Source organism: Pseudaeromonas sharmana (assembly GCF_042649925.1).
GTDB lineage: Bacteria > Pseudomonadota > Gammaproteobacteria > Enterobacterales > Aeromonadaceae > Pseudaeromonas > Pseudaeromonas sharmana.
Genome location: NZ_JBHSAF010000014.1, coordinates 262,258 through 279,182, shown reverse-complemented (window position 1 = coordinate 279,182; position 16,925 = coordinate 262,258). Strand labels below are relative to the sequence as shown.

General features: G+C 56.9%; 12 protein-coding genes. 6 read left to right on the top strand and 6 right to left on the bottom strand.

Features of this window, described 5'->3' with window-relative positions:
• Positions 1–32: 32 nt before the first annotated feature.
• From ACFOSS_RS11050 to ACFOSS_RS11040, 3 genes are all read right to left on the bottom strand, one after another.
• A complete protein-coding gene (locus ACFOSS_RS11050; protein WP_377152411.1) occupies positions 33–1,040 on the bottom strand; it encodes a hypothetical protein in 1,008 nt (335 codons plus the stop codon).
• Between the two features lie 14 nt (positions 1,041–1,054).
• Positions 1,055–1,999, bottom strand: coding sequence for a lauroyl-Kdo(2)-lipid IV(A) myristoyltransferase (gene lpxM, locus ACFOSS_RS11045; protein WP_377153905.1), 945 nt, complete (start codon positions 1,997–1,999; stop codon positions 1,055–1,057).
• 64 nt (positions 2,000–2,063) lie between these two features.
• Entirely contained in the window at positions 2,064–3,059 is a 996-nt protein-coding gene (locus tag ACFOSS_RS11040) for an adenosine deaminase (protein ID WP_377152410.1), read from the bottom strand.
• Between the two features lie 167 nt (positions 3,060–3,226).
• Here ACFOSS_RS11040 and ACFOSS_RS11035 point away from each other — a divergent pair, with 167 nt between their 5' ends.
• Positions 3,227–3,982 carry an HAD-IIA family hydrolase gene (locus ACFOSS_RS11035; protein ID WP_377152409.1) on the top strand — a complete coding sequence of 252 codons (756 nt, stop codon included), beginning with the start codon at positions 3,227–3,229 and terminating at the stop codon, positions 3,980–3,982.
• 165 nt (positions 3,983–4,147) lie between these two features.
• Entirely contained in the window at positions 4,148–5,818 is a 1,671-nt protein-coding gene (gene asnB / locus ACFOSS_RS11030; RefSeq protein ID WP_377152408.1) for an asparagine synthase B, read from the top strand.
• Positions 5,819–5,879: 61 nt separating this feature from the next.
• Here the strand turns inward: asnB and ACFOSS_RS11025 are convergent, their stop codons facing one another.
• Positions 5,880–7,577 carry a glycoside hydrolase family 36 protein gene (locus tag ACFOSS_RS11025; RefSeq protein WP_377152407.1) on the bottom strand — a complete coding sequence of 566 codons (1,698 nt, stop codon included), beginning with the start codon at positions 7,575–7,577 and terminating at the stop codon, positions 5,880–5,882.
• A 434-nt stretch (positions 7,578–8,011) separates the two neighbouring features.
• Here ACFOSS_RS11025 and ACFOSS_RS11020 point away from each other — a divergent pair, with 434 nt between their 5' ends.
• The 3 genes from ACFOSS_RS11020 (at position 8,012) to cdd (ending at position 10,067) form a co-directional block, all read left to right on the top strand.
• Positions 8,012–8,383, top strand: a complete 372-nt coding sequence (locus ACFOSS_RS11020) for a CidA/LrgA family protein (RefSeq protein WP_377152406.1) — start codon at positions 8,012–8,014, stop codon at positions 8,381–8,383.
• Entirely contained in the window at positions 8,380–9,075 is a 696-nt protein-coding gene (locus ACFOSS_RS11015; protein WP_377152405.1) for an LrgB family protein, read from the top strand. The genes ACFOSS_RS11020 and ACFOSS_RS11015 overlap by 4 nt, the downstream gene beginning before the upstream one ends.
• A 110-nt stretch (positions 9,076–9,185) precedes the next feature.
• Complete coding sequence (gene cdd, locus ACFOSS_RS11010; protein WP_377152404.1) at positions 9,186–10,067, top strand: cytidine deaminase; 882 nt, start codon at positions 9,186–9,188, stop codon at positions 10,065–10,067.
• A 122-nt stretch (positions 10,068–10,189) separates the two neighbouring features.
• Here cdd and ACFOSS_RS11005 read toward each other — a convergent pair whose 3' ends face one another.
• A complete protein-coding gene (locus ACFOSS_RS11005) occupies positions 10,190–11,536 on the bottom strand; it encodes an MFS transporter (RefSeq protein WP_377152403.1) in 1,347 nt (448 codons plus the stop codon).
• A gap of 205 nt (positions 11,537–11,741) precedes the next feature.
• Positions 11,742–14,462, bottom strand: coding sequence for a family 14 glycosylhydrolase (locus tag ACFOSS_RS11000; protein ID WP_377152402.1), 2,721 nt, complete (start codon positions 14,460–14,462; stop codon positions 11,742–11,744).
• A 323-nt stretch (positions 14,463–14,785) separates the two neighbouring features.
• Here ACFOSS_RS11000 and ACFOSS_RS10995 point away from each other — a divergent pair, with 323 nt between their 5' ends.
• Positions 14,786–16,924, top strand: coding sequence for a methyl-accepting chemotaxis protein (locus tag ACFOSS_RS10995; protein ID WP_377152401.1), 2,139 nt, complete (start codon positions 14,786–14,788; stop codon positions 16,922–16,924).
• Position 16,925: the final 1 nt, after the last annotated feature.

Genomic DNA, 16,925 nt, shown 5'->3' with positions numbered 1-16,925 from the left:
TGGGCACCAGACGAGTGCATGTGCATTTTATATCACTCTGCCGATGCAGAAAGAATCCTTTCCTCAAGATTCATACTTGCCGGGGCAGACAACACCCAACGCGGTGTGAGTGTGAAAACCTCTTGCTGCAGCCAGCGCCCCGATGTGAAGAGATAGCCCAACGGGCTCTGCCAGGCACGCGGTAATGCGGCCAAAGACCAGGCATGGGCGTCGGAGAGTGCGATGCCGTACTCATTGACGAATGACGATAGATTATCCGGCAACATCAGACACACGGCGCGGCTCAGTTCGTTAGCCCATTGTAGACAGCGCATTAGTGCATCCGGATGCAGATCGCACAGATGCGCCCACAGAAAACCGGGTGGCAAAGCGCGCAAGAAGGACTGCCATAACGACGGCATGCCGGCAGGCGCGAAAACGACCAGCTCATCTGCTGCCAGCGGGTAGCTCAGGTAAGCGGCCCGGCTCTCGATGGTGACAATTTTGCCGGGCGGCTGGGCGGCCCAGAGAATTTTAGCGATCTGACTGGATAACGCGACGGGCAATACACACTCAGCACTGTGCCGGATCCAGCTTTGCATATCGAGCAAGTCACCCTGTTGCAGGAATAACGTCATCGGCAGCCGGGTTCTAAAACGCAGTGGCTGATCGGTTGCAGCCGAGAGCCCTTGCTCGGCTAATTGCGCCCACTCCGCAGGTTGCCAACGATGATGCCGATCGCCAAACAGCAAGGCTGCAAAGATCGCCGGAGGTAATTGCGCAGGCAGCTCGATGCCAAGACGTTGTAGTTTTTGTTCGGCATCAGGCTGGGTCCGCAGCAGCCACTCCTGATGCTGTTGCAGAAAAATTGTTCGCCCGGCCGCGGTTAGCGAGTAGTGTTCCGCTGTCGAGTCGACCTGCAACCACCCCTGTTCAATCCACAGCTGCGCCTGCAATTTTGCCCAGCGACGTCGAATGCGCACAGCGGATTGGTCAAGCAGAGCCTCGACCAGACAACGTGTTGCTTCATCTTCCATGACAATCAACGATTCCTGGCTCACTCCGGCTCCTGCTGTCAGTCGTAGGTACGCCCCGGATCATCCACCGGACGCGAGCGAAAATACTTGAGGAACCACATATAATCGGCGCTGAATCTGGCAACTTGCTGCTCGATGATCTGGTTCATCCGCAGGGTATCTGTTGCAATATCTTGACCGGGATAGTCGCTGAGCGCTGGAGAAAACTCGATCTGATAGCCACCCAGGTGATCGTCATAAGCGATAAACATCGGCACAACTACCGCTTGCGTGAGTTTGCACAATTTGGGCAGGGCTGGCAGCGTGGCCTTCATGCGTCCGAAGAACGGCACAAACAGGCTGCCCTCAGGACCATGATCCTGGTCCGGCAGGTAGAAAAAGTGATATCCCTGCTTGAGGTTACGGATTATGGGTTTAAGTCCGGCGCTGCGCTCATACACGGTGCCACCAAAGAAGCGCCGCTGCCGATTGATAAACCAGTCATACAACTTGTTCGGCACACTGTGCATCATGGTGCACATTTTAAGCCCTTGTGCACTGATGTAGAGTCCTGCCATGTCCACAGCCCAGGCATGGGGCATCAGGAAGATGATCGGTTTACCACTGGCCTCAGCGGCCTGAACATGTTCCCAGCCTGTCACCCGGTAACGAGACAGCAACGTCCTGCGGGAACGAAAGGTTGGCACCCCGAACGCCAGCATGCATTGCAGCCCCTTGGTCATATTGGCGAGCAGCAAGGCTTCACGTTGCTCAACGCTCAAGGCAGGAAAGCAGATCGCCAAATTCGTTCTGGCGACACGGCACGGCTTCTTGGCCAAACGCACGGCCAGGGGCGCCAGCTTGCGGGCCAGGGCATCGCGCCAGCGGGTTGGCACCCAGGCAAACAGACACATCAATGCCAACATGAGCCAGGTAGGCCAATGGCGGGGATGAAGAAGATCAGAATCAAAGCGCGTGTCAAACGCAGCAGGATCCTGGTGCATACGGTTTTCGGAGCTCATAACAACCTGTCACGACCAAAATCAGAGGGGCTTATCATAGCATTTGTCACAGACACGCCAGAATGCGCTCGCGCAATGCCTTTTTTTGGCGCTCATCCAGCCAACAAGCTTCGACAGCATTCAGGCTCAGCATGCGCAGTTGCTCTCGGCTGGCATGAAGCTCTGTTGCCAAAGCGCGGAAATTGGCAGTCATGTAACCCCCGAAGTAGGCAGGGTCATCGGAGTTGACCGTGACACAGAGCCCGCGATCCAGCAGATCGAGAATTGTGTGATCCGCCATCTGTTCGAACACCTTCAACCGAGTATTGGATAACGGACAGACCGTTAGCGGTACACGCTCTGATGCGAGCCGTGCCATCAACAAGGGATCATCCACACAACGCACGCCGTGGTCGATGCGTACGACCTTCAGCAAGTCCAGCGCGTCCCAAATATAGCTTGCAGGCCCCTCCTCTCCGGCATGCGCCACACAGGGCCATCCCAGCTCACGGGCACGTTGGAACAGGCGCACGAACTTTGATGGCGGATTACCAACCTCGGCAGAATCCAGACCGATGCCATCAATCTCGTCGCGGTAATCGACCGCCTGTTCGAGTATCGCCAACCCCTCATCCTCGCTTAGGTGGCGCAAGATGCACATGATTAGACGGCTAGTGATGCCCCATTGGCGTTCAGCCTCCGCCAACGCGCGACGAATACCCTGCAGTGGCACCGCGAAATCGACTCCCCGCGCGGTATGGGTTTGCGGATCAAAGAAAATCTCGGTGTGCACCACGTTATCTTGCTGGCAGCGCTGCAGATAGGCCCAGGTGAGATCATAGAAGTCCTGTTCAGTGCACAGAACGGCAGCCCCCTGATAATAGAGGTCCAAAAACGACTGTAAGTTGGCAAACTGGTAAGCGGCGCGTACGGCTTCAACATCGGCGTAAGGCAGTGTGATGCCATTGCGCTGTGCCAGCGCAAACATCATCTCCGGCTCCAGTGTGCCTTCTATGTGCAGGTGCAGTTCAATTTTAGGCAGCTCAGCCAGAAAGATTTCCATCGTATACTCCTCGTCATGGCGGCGACGCTATAGTAACGTGACTCACCATACAAAACGTCGACTTTATACAAATATACAGGAAATCCAGCCAGTTAGATTGAATTTCCAGACTTAACAGACCGCCGGCTGACATTCAACCAATGAAAAACGCCGAAGAGGAGTGAGCTTTGAATTCAAAACAAGCCGTAATCTGCGATATCGATGGCGTCATCCTGCATAACAACAAGCTCATCCCTGGCGCAGATCTGTTCGTGCATCGATTGATAGAACAAGGCACGCCGCTGCTGTTTGTCACCAACTATCCGGGCCAAACGGCTAAAGATCTGCAGAACCGTTTCCAGGCCGCCGGCGTCAATGTGCCGGAAGCCTGTTTTTACACTTCGGCGATGGCGACAGCCGCATTTTTGACTCGTCAGGAAGGCCGCAAGGTATATGTCATTGGCGAGGGGGCCCTCACCCATGAGCTTTATATGGCCGGTTTTACCATTACCGACATCGATCCCGATTTCGTTGTCGTCGGCGAAACGCGTAATTACAACTGGAACATGATTCAGCAGGCTGCGCAGTTTGTCGATCAAGGGGCACGGTTCATTGCCACTAATCCTGATACCCATGGCCCGCATATGTATCCGGCCTGTGGTGCCTTGTGCGCACCGATCGAGCGCATGACAGGCCGGCAACCGTTTTATGTTGGTAAACCCAGTGCCTGGATCATGCGCGCCGCGTTGAACAAGATGCAAGCCCACTCGGATCAGACGATTATCATCGGCGATAATCTGCGCACGGACATTCTGGCTGGATTTCAGGCCGGACTGGAGACAGTTCTGGTGCTCTCCGGGGTGAGTAAAATCGCGGATATCGATAAGGTCCCTTTCCGGCCCAATCACATTTTCGAGTCAGTAGTCGACATCGACCTGGTCTAAATTGCCTGTTTTCGCCAAAATCGCACCAAAATAGCCAGGCGTAACGCCACCGCCGACATTTCTGCTTGCAGAGGGTCGGCGCCGTCTGGCAGATTGATGGCTGAGGAATGATAAAAGGACAAGTGGGCCAACGTGGGGCCCCACCATCTCGAGGAATAAGGAAGTATGTGTTCAATTTTTGGTATTCTGGACATCAAGTCAGATGCGGTTGCACTGCGCAAAACGGCTCTGGAGATGTCCAAACGCCTGCGTCACCGTGGCCCCGACTGGTCCGGGGTGTATAGCACCGACAAAGCCATTCTGGTTCATGAGCGTTTGGCCATTGTCGATCCGGGCAATGGTGCGCAACCGCTGTACAACCCCGAGCGGACCCACGTGCTGGCCGTTAACGGCGAAATCTACAACCACAAGGAGCTGGAAAAGACGCTGAGCGTCGATTTTCAATTCCAAACCGGTTCAGATTGCGAAGTCATTCTTGCCAAGTACAAAGAGAAAGGCGCGGCTTTTCTTGATGAAATCAACGGGATTTTTGCCTTCATTCTCTATGATGCCGAACAGGATGCCTATCTGATCGGTCGTGACCATATCGGGATTATCCCGCTGTACATGGGTTATGACGAGTGCGGCAATTTCTATGTTGCCTCCGAAATGAAAGCCCTGACCCCGGTGTGCAAGAGCGTACAGGAGTTCCCGCCCGGACATTACCTGTGGAGCAAGGATGGTGAGCTCACGCGTTACTATCAGCGCGACTGGATGGAATACGACAACATCAAGGACAATGTCACCGACAAGTTAGCCCTGCGTGACGCACTCGAAGATGCCGTCAAGCGCCAGCTGATGTGTGACGTGCCATACGGTGTACTGTTGTCCGGTGGTCTTGATTCCTCGATCATCTCTGCTGTCACCAAGCTCTTCGCCGCGCGCCGCATCGAAGATGATGGCAAGTCCGAAGCCTGGTGGCCGCAACTGCACTCGTTTGCTGTCGGTCTTAAAGGCTCGCCGGATCTTTCGGCGGCACAAAAAGTGGCTGACCATCTGGGTACTATTCACCACGAAATCACCTTTACCGTACAAGAAGGGATCGATGCGCTGCGAGATGTGATCTATCACCTCGAGACGTACGACGTCACGACCATTCGTGCGTCGACCCCCATGTACCTGATGGCTCGCTTCATCAAGGCCATGGGTATCAAGATGGTGCTGTCCGGTGAGGGTTCCGATGAGCTGTTTGGTGGATACCTCTACTTCCACAAGGCACCGGATGCCAAGGAGTTCCACGAAGAGACGGTACGCAAGCTGTCTCAGCTGCACATGTACGACTGCCTGCGGGCTAATAAGTCGATGGCGGCATGGGGCGTCGAAGGCCGGGTACCCTTCCTCGACAAGGAGTTCATCGACGTTGCCATGCGTCTGAACCCCAAAGACAAGATGTGCGGCAATGGCAAAATTGAAAAGCACATCCTGCGTGAGGCGTTTGAACATTACCTGCCCAAAGAGGTCGCATGGCGCCAGAAGGAACAGTTCTCCGATGGTGTCGGCTACTCCTGGATTGACAGCCTGAAGGTCCACGTCGAAAACGAAGTCAGCGATCAGATGTTCGAAGCGGCTGCCTACCGTTTCCCGGTCAATACCCCATTGACCAAGGAGGCCTACTTCTATCGCGCCATCTTTGAAGAGCACTTCCCGCTGGAATCTGCAGCCCGCTGCGTACCTTATGGTAAGTCAGTTGCCTGCTCTACACCGAAGGCGCTGGAGTGGGATGAAAAGTTCAAGCTGATGGCTGATCCGTCTGGCCGTGCTGTTATGGACGTGCACAACGAGGCCATTAAGCATTAAGGCTTAACACGTCTCCCTGTGCAAAGGGCCTGCTGATGCAGGCCCTTTTTCTTATGCGCAGTTACAAGCGGTAGGTGACGACCAGGGCGCCTCCCGGCGGCAACAGATACTCATCGGGTGCTGGTGCGTCATAGAGCGCCAACTCCCCCCCGGCTGGCAGGACCAAGCGTTGTGCCTCGGCGTGCCAGTTGAAGAAAAACGACCAGCGTTTGCCATCAAACACCATCTCGCCATAGCTCAGGTCTTCACAAAAATCCGCTGCTGGCGCTCGTCCCTCTGCCATGCGGATCAGCATCTGGAGCCACTGGCTCTGCCGTGGATTCAGATCACGCAGTCGATCGCCACTCAAGATCATGCCGCCACAGGCGAGCAGAGTCGTCATATGAAATTCGTAATCAGCCTGTGAGGCGTGCTGCCAGCTTAAATCGTGCAGACACAGACAATCCGGATCGAGCTGCCACAGGCGCTCACCTTGCCAACTGCGGGCGAAGATCTCGCGAGCGACCTGTCGGATACGATGCCCGGAGCGCTCAATGTCATCCGCTACGCGCATCCCTTGCACCAGCCCGAGCGAAGGCCATATCGGTGCGTTGCAACCCAACAGGAAGGCCCCTTCCCCGGCACCATCTATGATGGCTTGCATGCCGCGTCGGTATGCGCTGATACGTGTTGCTTGCGGATCATGATGTTTGCCTCCATGGATCGCCCCCCAAAAGTTGGCATCCAGCTTGAAATAACGAATGCCGAACCGATGCCGCAAGGTGGAAAACAGCCCGCTAAGATGTGCTTGAACCTCCGGGTGGCTGCCATCCAAGACATACCAGGGGGTGCAGCGCCAGCCACCGTAGGTGACGGTTTCCGCAGCCAGAGGCTGACCATGTTCATCGCGGATAAACCACTCCGGATGGTCCTGGAACAGCCTGGACCCCGGTTCGGCGATAAACGGGGCGACCCACAACGCCGGCTCGGCGCCACTGGCATGGATGGCCTCCACTACTGGTTGCAACCCGCCATCAAACCGGTCAGAAGGAGTAAGCCAGTCCCCCATGGCAGCTTGATAACCATCATCGATTTGCACATAACGTAGCTCAGGGAAACGCTGCTGGATCTGCTGCAGGTTTTCGCGGATATCGTCGGCACTGACGTCGGCATAGTAGTGATACCAGGAGCACCACCCCGTTGGCCGCGCCATGGCACAGACAGGTGGATGATGCCGTGCAATGCGCTGCGCCAACCGGGCCAGCAAGTCGCCTCGTTGCCGGCCTTGCATCACCAGTAACGGCTCACTCAACCAATGACTGCCAGGCCGCAAGGCCACAGACTCGGTGCGCATCAGCACCTGCAGACGCCCGTCAGGAAAGAGTCGGAACTCACCGCCGAAGCGCTCACAGCCGGTAAATGCCAACAGTGTCCACTGCTCCTGCGCCTTGAACATCAGCAGATTATGTACTGTGTGGTAGCCCTCGTCCGCGGTTATGCGATAGACCTCGGCATCAGGACAGCGCCCTATCGGTTGCGGTGCGCCCCAGCTACCCGCTGTTTGCGCCAGCATCTGGAATCCTTCACCATAGATAGGCCAGTCCGGTTCAGCAACAGGCTGGTCCAGCAAGAGCCACTCGCGTGGGCATAGGGGCTCATTCGAGATGTTATCCAGCCTGACAACGACCTCATCATCCGACCAGGCCGGCGTGGTCAATGTACCTGGAATTGAAGGAGTGTTCTGGATGGCGTGACGCCAGTGGTCAAGCAAGTTATTCATGCTGCAATCCCATTGGTTGTGACGATAAAACTTTTATATGAAATTTCGACTTGCAATCTGCAAACACGCGCTATAGTTAAAGTGCTCCTTCAAGCAACATGCAACATGCTCCAAGCTACACGTAACACGTAACACGTAACACGTAACAGGCTACACGGTTCCATCATGAAGTGAGCAAGGGGGCCACCGTACCGGATGGCCTAGCGTTTAAGAGTTTGTTCATGCAATACGTTCCACATGGTTCGCGCTGTCGCGATGACAGTCGCACTTAAAGGGCGAGTCAGTACACTGGACTCGCCCTTCTCATTTGTGTTTCCTCCATTGTAGCCCCTGGAAGCTGAACAGACTCTTGCTGCGCAGGCGGATAAGCGGCTGCACGCACGCCATCGTCATGATAAAGTGTGAGTCATAACGCATTTTTGATGGTTGCAGTCATGACACATAACCAAAGGGTGCAACGTGCCCTGAGCTATGTTTCGAGTTTTCTCATCATCCTGGCGGCCTTGGGTGTCGGCAAGCTGGTCGCCAGCCAATTACCCTTCGCCTTTCCCGGCAGCATCATCGGCATGTTGTTGCTGTTTTTGTTACTCAATTTTCAGTTGGTGAAGCTGCATTGGCTTGAGGCCAGTGGCGGGCTCTTGCTTCGACACATGGCCCTGCTGTTCATTCCGGTCGCCGTCGGGTTACTGGCCTATCTGGATACCGTATTGGCCTCATTGACGGTCATTCTGATCAATGTGGTATTGGGTATTGCCTTGATCCTGTTCGTTGTCGGTCATGTCTTTCAGAGGATGAACCGTTCATGATCTTCTATTTCGCCATACCACTGACTTTGCTGCTCTACTGGCTGACCCGCCAGCTATATCGTTTCAAACCGTGGCCGTTTATCAATCCGGTGCTCCTGCCGATGTTCGTCATCATGGCCGTGATCGTGCTCAGCGGCAGTGCATTGCAGGACTATCAGGCCGGCGCCCATCCCATTCACCTGCTGCTTGAACCGGCCGTAGTGGCATTGGCTATTCCGCTATACCAGCAGATTGGTCAAATCCGTGCCCGATTGAAACCAATCCTGCTCGGATGCAGTTTATCCGTGCTCATCAGCGTTGGGCTGACGTTGATCACCTGCAGCCTGGTGCCCACTGCGCCAGAGATTGTCAGCTCCATTGCTACGCGATCAATTACTACGCCGCTGGCGATGAGCGTCAGCAGCAGTCTTGGTGGCGTAGCCGCCATCGCCGCCGCGATTGTTGTGCTGGTCGGGATCCTTGGCGCTGTCATTGGTTTCCCGCTACTGCGACTGTTTCGGGTAACCGATCCGCAAGCACAGGGACTGGCCATCGGCGCCTGTTCCCATGCCGTCGGCACCGCCGCTGCCGCAGAAAGGGGCACTACACAAGGCGCCTTTTCATCACTGGCCATGGTGGTATGTGGTGTTTTGACTGCGATACTGGCCCCGGTGCTGTTTGCGCTGTACCACTGGATTAGCCAGCATTTGTGAGATGCTGCACAGAGTCTGAATTGTCAAACGTTTCGATTTTGCTCGAAAAATCAATGGCGTGCACATTCAGACTCACTGCTACTCCACGGCCATCCTAGGCGGAGAATCTGATGCTCGCTACCACTGAACACGTCCTGACTACCCTGCCTGCCGCTTGGCAGCAGCTGTTGCAAGCGCATGCCCGCCACCACGATCTTTCTCGCCTCCCGGCGTCGTTGATCGAACAACTTCAATCCGTCTCAGGGCTGACTAAACAGGAACTCTCGCTGCAATTGTTACCGCTGGCTGCCAGTTTTGCGTACGCCGAGATCTCCCATTTCCACGTCGGTGCTATCGCCTGGGGGGGCTCGGGAGCGTGGTATCTAGGGGCCAACATGGAGTTTCGGCAGCAACCCCTGGCCCAAACCATTCATGCCGAACAATGCGCAATCAATCACGCCTGGCTATGCGGAGAGACGGCCCTCGAAGCCATAACCATCAATGCTTCCCCCTGCGGTCATTGCCGGCAGTTCATGAATGAGACCAATTCGGCCAAGCAGCTGCAGATCCATCTGCCAGGACGAGCTCAGAGCCTGCAACAACTGCTGCCAGACGCCTTCGGCCCTGCGGATCTGGGCATAGTGGAGACGCTGCTGCAGCCCCAGTTGCACGCACTGGTCGCCCCGCCAGAGGGCCAGCCACTACTGGCTGCAGCCTGGCAAGCGGCCAGCCAGAGCTATGCCCCCTACTCCCACGCCTACGCCGGGGTGGCACTGGCGCTGCAGGACGGGCGGGTGATCTGCGGGCGCTATGCTGAAAATGCCGCCTTCAACCCGAGCCTGCCGCCGTTGCAGTCCGCATTGATCCTGTTGCGCATGCAAGGTTTGACACCCGAGGCGATTACCCGGGCGGCCTTGTATGAATCAGCGCACGGGCGCTTGTCGCATCGCGTCCCTACCGAGTCGCTATTGCAGGCCTATGGGCTTTCGACGCTGGAATACCTGAGACAGTAAATACCTGAGACAGTAAATACCTGAGACAGAGGGCCATGAAGGCCCTCTGTTTTTTTAACGCGATTTAACGTAACTATTACGATGATGAATGATGCGTTCGCGTATAGCGCGGCACCTATCGATTACGCCGTAACCGGCGCGATAGCGCCTGAGCCGTTGTGCTCGCTGACCGCTTCATCGACATCCTTGACTTTCAATGTCATAAGCGCCGCCAGCAGCATGGAGGCGCCGCCCAGTGCCAGCGCCGACATCGCGTTGCCATCGAAGTATTCACGGGTGATATAACCGAGGATGCCCGCAGCCAATACCTGTGGCAGGACGATAAAGAAATTGAAAACGCCCATGTAAAAACCCATGCGCCGTGCCGGCAGCGCGCCGGCCAGAATGGCATACGGCATACAGAGTATCGATGCCCACGCAAAGCCAATGCCGACCATGTTGATCAACAACCAGCGTGGATCGCTGATCAGATTCATACCGATCAGTGCCACGCCCCCCAGTGCGAGGCACAGCGCATGCACACCGCGACGCCCGATACGGCTCGCCAACCAGGGCAGGACGAACGCCGCCAGCGCCGAGATGCCGTTATAGGCAGCAAAACAGATGCCAACCCAATCCGCCCCTTCGTTGTACAGCGCAGAGGATGAATCTGTACTGCCATACAGGTGGCTGGTCACCGCCGAGGTGGTGTAAATCCACATCGCAAACAGTGCAAACCAGCTGAAAAACTGCACCCCGGCCAGCTGCCGCATGGTAGCTGGCATCGCCAGAATATCGCGGATGGCCGGTCGCAGACCATCAGCTTGCGGCGCTGATGACACATCCGCGTCGAAGGCCTGCAATTGTGCCGGTGAATACTCCCGCGTGCGCCACACAGTCCAGAGTATGGTCAGCAAGAACACCAGTCCGCCTGCGTAGAACGACCATTTCACTGACGGCGGAATCACCCCTTCCGGCGCCGTATTGGCAATACCGAACACGTTGGTCAGCAAATACGGCATGGCAGATGCCACCACTGAGCCTACGCCGATAAAGAACGTTTGCACCGCAAAACCGGATGTCCGCTGGCGTGACGGCAGATTATCCGCCACCAGCGCACGAAATGGCTCCATCGACACATTGATCGATGCATCGAGGATCCACAGCATACCGGCGGCGACCCACAGGTAAGGGCTGTTGGGCATGATGAGCAGGGCCAACGAGGAGAGAATGGCACCCGCCAAAAAATAGGGCCGACGACGACCGAGCCGGCACCAGGTGCGGTCGCTGAAATAACCGATCAACGGTTGCACCAGCAGGCCAGTGAGCGGTGCGGCGATCCACAGAATCGGGATCTGATCGATGCTGGCACCGAGGGTTTCAAAAATTCGGCTGACATTGGCATTCTGCAGCCCGAAACCGAACTGAATGCCCATGAAGCCGAAACTCATATTCCATATTTGCCAAAAGGAGAGAGATGGTTTTTGCATTTATTATTCCCGCTGAATGATCACGCTTGTCCCTAAGAAGGGGCGTCAATGTAACGTTTTCAGTCAGCAGGAGACGTGATCGGCTTCACAGCACAACCGGTCGATTCAGTGAACTTACAAAACCGTCAATATGTCAGCGGTTACATTTGTGTGAGGCTGTTCAAGATTTAGACATTGAGGCGGCCCCGCCGTGGCCGCCGAAGTTTCACTGAAACTGATTGATCAACCACTGTAACCGTTCACGGGGCGTGCGGTTTTCATCGAAGAAGTTCTGCATGCGCAAGAAGGTAATGCCACCAAAGCCCGGCGTGCGGCGCAGTGCATTGGCAATCTGTTGCCAGCCCTGTTCACCGTATAGCTCACCGGCCAGTGCATTTTCTCCCATCAAACTGATGCCTAGCTCATGAGCCGCATCGGCAAACCAGCCCACCAGATCGGCGGCACGCGAGTAGCCTTCATAGTCTTTATTGATCATTTCCAGACAGGTGAAGTGGACTACCACACGCTGACGACAGTCGGACGGCACCAGTTGCTCGAGCAGCTGCAGATATTCACGCTGGTTTGTCGGGCCCAATGTGGGATGGGGTCGGATCAGTCCGGCGGTGATCTCCGCCACCCGCGGTGAGGCCGGATCGCTGATCTCCCAGTGAATTCCCGGCACCTTGATGCCGACGGGGATCCGCACCCAGTCTCCGACCGCGAAAATGTCCAGCGCCGCCTGCAGGATCCGTTGGCCATGCGCGACCAGCGCACCGTGATACCAACCGAGAAACTCTCTCGCCCAGGCTGAATAGACGTATTCCTTGTTATCGAACAGGTTGTCGGCAACCGGCATCGCAATCTCGGCAAAGGTCCGATAACGGGTACCAAAGGCATAATTCAGCGCCTCGAGTGACGAGAAGCGGCTGCGCAAATAACGCTGCCAGTCCTGTTCGGCCAACGGGCTGTAACACTGCAGTGTTCCCCGGTTTGGGTAATTCCCCCAGTCGTGGGCATTGTAACTGGGGTAACGCAACTCCCCGGCCGGACCCAGGCTGACATTGATCTCGGCAATCATGCCGGCACGGCTGATGAAGTGGTCGCGGAACGCCGTCATGAAGCGTTCATAGTAAGGCTGAACATACTGGTCTGCCCACAGCGAGACATACTCCATCGAGGCATCGCCGGTTTCGCTGACATATTGCAGATCGCGCACCGAATCGAGCTCAGGATGGGTCTCCAGCAACTTGCCCCACAGCCAGAGTGGAATCGTCTGCATGAAATCGTCATTGACGTTGCCACCAGCCTGGTGGAACGACAGGATAGGCACCCAGCGCATGTCATGGCGTGCCAGCAAGGCGACGAGGCGGTCATAGTAGCTCCAGTCAAAGACACCGGATTGCCGGCCCTCAATCAGCCCCCACCACAGATCGGTGGAGATGGCCGTGACCCCCATGCGCCGCAACTGGCGCACTTCGTCGGCAAACTGCTGCCACTCCGCCTCGGACAACAACTGACGCTGGTTGGCGACCTTGAGGTGCAACGGCCCCATCACGCGGAATTCACGGTGATTGAGTCGCGACACCTGTCCCTGGCCGTGACGCAAGCGGGTCAACTGGCGCAAGCGGGCTTCGCCGACCTCCTGGCCCATCAGGATGTCCAGATCGCGGATCGCCCAGCCACAGTAGGCGCCCTGGTGCATCACGGTGTTGATCAGATGATCCCACTGCGGATGATCATCCAGTGCCAGACGGCGATCGCTCTCGGCGAGCAGCGGCAAACCCAGCGCCGCCGCCGCACTCTGCCAGTGGGTCATCAGCATCGGCTCGCGTTCGCCTTGCTGAACACCGGCCCCGGTGAGCAACAGGCGGCAACGCGATCGCACGGCGGCAGGAATCAGCTGCGCAAGCAGCTGCTGGTAGTGTTCATCGTCGGCACCCGGCGCTGCGTCGACAGCAACGGTTGCAAAACCGGCGATCAGCGCCGCACTGTGTTCATCGCCCCCCTTGAGCAGCGGAAGACGCCCCGGCAAACGCACCCCCAGCGATACGCCTTGCCAACGGCCAACAAAGACCTCGGCCGCCAGCAGCATCAACTGCTGGCCATACGCTGTCAGCGATGCCTGATACCAGCGATAGACATCCTGCTCCGCCTGACCATGAGTGCCCTCCAGCAGCGCACTGGCAATCTGTATCAGCTGCGCCTTGAGTACCTGATTGGCTGTCAGATCCTGCTTCTCACAGTGCCATGCCTGCTGCCATGCCGCCAGCGAGCCATAGTAAGCCAGCTGGGTATCCCGTAACTGAGACAGGGCGCGTTGGCTGAAACAGGGAAAGTGCGCCAGCAGGCCATCACTGGCATAGTGGCCGAGCAACGGATAACGCCACTCCCCCTCCGGCCCGACGCTGAGCACCAGATGCGGCACCATGTCGGCAAATTCAGCCAGATGTTCGGCAAATCCCTGCAAGAATTGCGCGAACAGCGGTCGGGTATAGTCGTGGGCCCAGTACGAGGTGACGGCCACACTGTCGCGGCCATATTGATCAAGAAAACTGAAAGTGTCGCGCGGTTCATCGGCAGGCAGCTGCTGTTGCAAATGCCCCCACAACCAGCCGGGAAGCAGCGTCATATGACGGCTGTCATCCATGCCTCTGGCCACCAGAGACAAGTCCGGGATCACCTTCAGCCCCAACTGCCGGGCCATGGTGAACAACTGGCAATAAGGGCGCCAACTGCTGGCCTGGCTGGCCTGCTCCGGCGCAAAGGGGGCAACGTGACGCCAGCTGATGGGGAGGACAACGGCATCGACGCCGCTGAGTCTGGCTTGCTGCATCTGCTGACGCAGATGTTCAAATAATTCCGGGCTTTCGGGGAGTTGCAACAGGTTACGGCTCAGGGTCACGCCCAGGTGAACCCACAACTGCATCGGAGCATTCTTGATTGTCATAATTCTCTCTGGCCATCATCAATGGCAACATGTCCGCCACCGGTTTACCTGTCCTGCCGACAGGGCCGCAAATCTGGTACGCTTTTCACAGTCAGGCGCTGTGATTTGGCTCACATTTTATAAGCCATTGCTTCGTTGGCCCCACCAGTAACCACGCAGAGACCCCCACTTGGTGAAATTGCACCGCAATAGTGCAAAACAGTCCAACAATTTCAACTTTCTCAATAAGTTATAACAAGAAAGTTCTGCAAACCCCCTGTTCAATCACACGCAGGCAAGGATATTATCAATCCACTGTTGAAGGGCGCTTTGAAGGAATATTTATGCGTTCAATCTCCATACAATGGAAGATCTCTCTGCTGGCGGGCAGTTGCCTGTTGTTGTCCACCGCGGCCATGACCGCAGTGTCACTCTATGCTGCCCATAGCAGCAATCAACTGGTGGTCGCCCAGTCGAGTCAAGAGCTCGAAGACAATGCCGCCCAGCTGCTGGCGCAACAGGCCGAAACCGAATCGACCCGCATCGTCAACTTTCTGAACGATGCCTCGGTGCGGGGCCAGATGGTGGTCCAGGCACTGCAATTCCAAAAAAAGTTTGCTGAAGACAACCTGCTCAGCAGCGAAGTCTTGCGCGGCGCCGTCAATCAGACGGTCCGTTCCGCAGCCGAACACGCCACCATGGCCCGCGGCGCCTTTGCCGTCTACCTGCCCGATGCACTCGACGCCGAAGACGCCAACTATGTCGGTTCAGACAATCTGGGGGCCAATGATAAAGGGCGGATGGCCTTTTACTGGGGGCGCAACGCCAAGGGCGAGATGACGCAGCAGACCATAGCCGAGAAACAGCTTGCCGATCAAAGCACACAGGCCAATGGTCAGCCGAGTAACGCCTGGTGGCACTGCAGTCAGCAGGAAAAAGGCATCTGCCTGGTCGATCCCTATAACGACAGCCGTCAACCCGCCGCCGGCTTGCTGACCACCTTGTCGCTGCCTTTGCTGGATGGCGATACGCTGCTGGGTAGCGTCGGATTTGAACTGCCGCTGGGGCCACTGCAGTCGCTGCTCGACACCATGGATAACAGCATGTTCGACGGCAAGGGTGACGTCGTGCTCCTGAGCCAGAATGGCATTGTGGCAGGCAGCACCCGTGAAGGGTTGCAAAGTGGCAGTCATTACTCAACGGAGGCTGCCGATGAGTTGTCACAGCTGCAGCAGGTGTTTGCCGGTGGCAAGCGCCAGGTCAGCTGGCAACAGGACACCTTACAAATACTGATGCCGGTGGTGCTGGCCGGCGATAAACAGCACTGGGGACTGGTCATTCGCATGCCCAAGCAGGTGGTGCTCGCCCGGGCTGCCGAACTGGAGCAACAACTGGGCAGCGCCCTGGGGCGCACCACGGGCCAACTGCTGCTCGCCGCGCTGCTGATTGCCTCTTTGGGCATCGCCGTCTTCTGGTTGATGGCACAGCGTCTGGTCACGCCGTTGCGTCACGTGGCTAACCGCCTGCGTGATATCGCCCAGGGCGAAGGCGATCTGACCCAGCGCATCAGCCTGCGTCGTGACGATGAGCTGGGCGAACTGGCGACCTGGTTCAATGCCTTCCTCGAGCGGATCCATGGCACAGTGCGCGAACTGGTGCACTCGGTGCACCACAGCAGACAGCTGACCACCCAGGCCACGGCGCTCTCCCACGACAGTCGCAACGCGCTCAATGCCCAGTTCAACGAAATCGACATGGTGGCCTCGGCGTTTGAAGAGATGCACCAGACCTCTGGCGAAGTCGCCATCAGTGCCAACCGGGTCGTGGCCGCGGCTGACAGCGCTGAAGTCTCGGCGCAACAAGGCAAAGCCGTGGTCGAGGAGACACGCCATGCGATGGAAGACCTGATGCACTACATCAGCAACGCCAAGCCGCAGGTTGAATCCCTCGCCCGTAACAGCGACAACATCAGCCAGATCCTCGAGGTGATCACGGGCATTGCCGAACAGACCAACCTGCTGGCCCTGAATGCTGCCATCGAAGCGGCCCGGGCCGGGGAACAGGGTCGCGGTTTTGCCGTCGTAGCGGACGAGGTGCGCAATCTGGCCCGTCGCACTCAGGACTCCGTGGTGGAGATCCGGCAGGTGATCGGCGATCTGCAACAGGGCACGCAGCAAGTCGTCAGCGCCATCCTCTCCAGCCATGATCAGGCCAATGTCACCCAGCAACGCTCACAGCAAGCTGTCGTGATGCTTGAAGCCATCACCCGTTCGGTCTCGACGATTCAGGAGATGAGCAATCAGATCGAGATTGCGGTCAAGGAGCAAGGCAAGGTGAGTGGCGAGATCAGCGAGAACGTCAGCAATATCCGCAAAGCCAGCGAGACGGTGATCCTGGCGGCCGAAGAGACCAACCAGCGGCTCGATGAGCTGCAACAACTGGCCGATGCCCAACAGCGCCAGGTTGATCAATTCAAGGTCTAAC

Bases quoted from the DNA above. Each gene is read 5' to 3' on its own strand.
- cdd (WP_377152404.1), top strand. From the start codon at position 9,186: ATGCTCGCTACCACTGAACACGTCCTGACTACCCTGCCTGCCGCTTGG.
- ACFOSS_RS10995 (WP_377152401.1), top strand. From the start codon at position 14,786: ATGCGTTCAATCTCCATACAATGGAAGATCTCTCTGCTGGCGGGCAGT.
- ACFOSS_RS11020 (WP_377152406.1), top strand. From the start codon at position 8,012: ATGACACATAACCAAAGGGTGCAACGTGCCCTGAGCTATGTTTCGAGT.
- asnB (WP_377152408.1), top strand. From the start codon at position 4,148: ATGTGTTCAATTTTTGGTATTCTGGACATCAAGTCAGATGCGGTTGCA.
- ACFOSS_RS11015 (WP_377152405.1), top strand. From the start codon at position 8,380: ATGATCTTCTATTTCGCCATACCACTGACTTTGCTGCTCTACTGGCTG.
- ACFOSS_RS11000 (WP_377152402.1), bottom strand. From the start codon at position 14,462: ATGACAATCAAGAATGCTCCGATGCAGTTGTGGGTTCACCTGGGCGTG.
- ACFOSS_RS11005 (WP_377152403.1), bottom strand. From the start codon at position 11,536: ATGCAAAAACCATCTCTCTCCTTTTGGCAAATATGGAATATGAGTTTC.
- ACFOSS_RS11025 (WP_377152407.1), bottom strand. From the start codon at position 7,577: ATGAATAACTTGCTTGACCACTGGCGTCACGCCATCCAGAACACTCCT.
- lpxM (WP_377153905.1), bottom strand. From the start codon at position 1,999: ATGCACCAGGATCCTGCTGCGTTTGACACGCGCTTTGATTCTGATCTT.
- ACFOSS_RS11040 (WP_377152410.1), bottom strand. From the start codon at position 3,059: ATGGAAATCTTTCTGGCTGAGCTGCCTAAAATTGAACTGCACCTGCAC.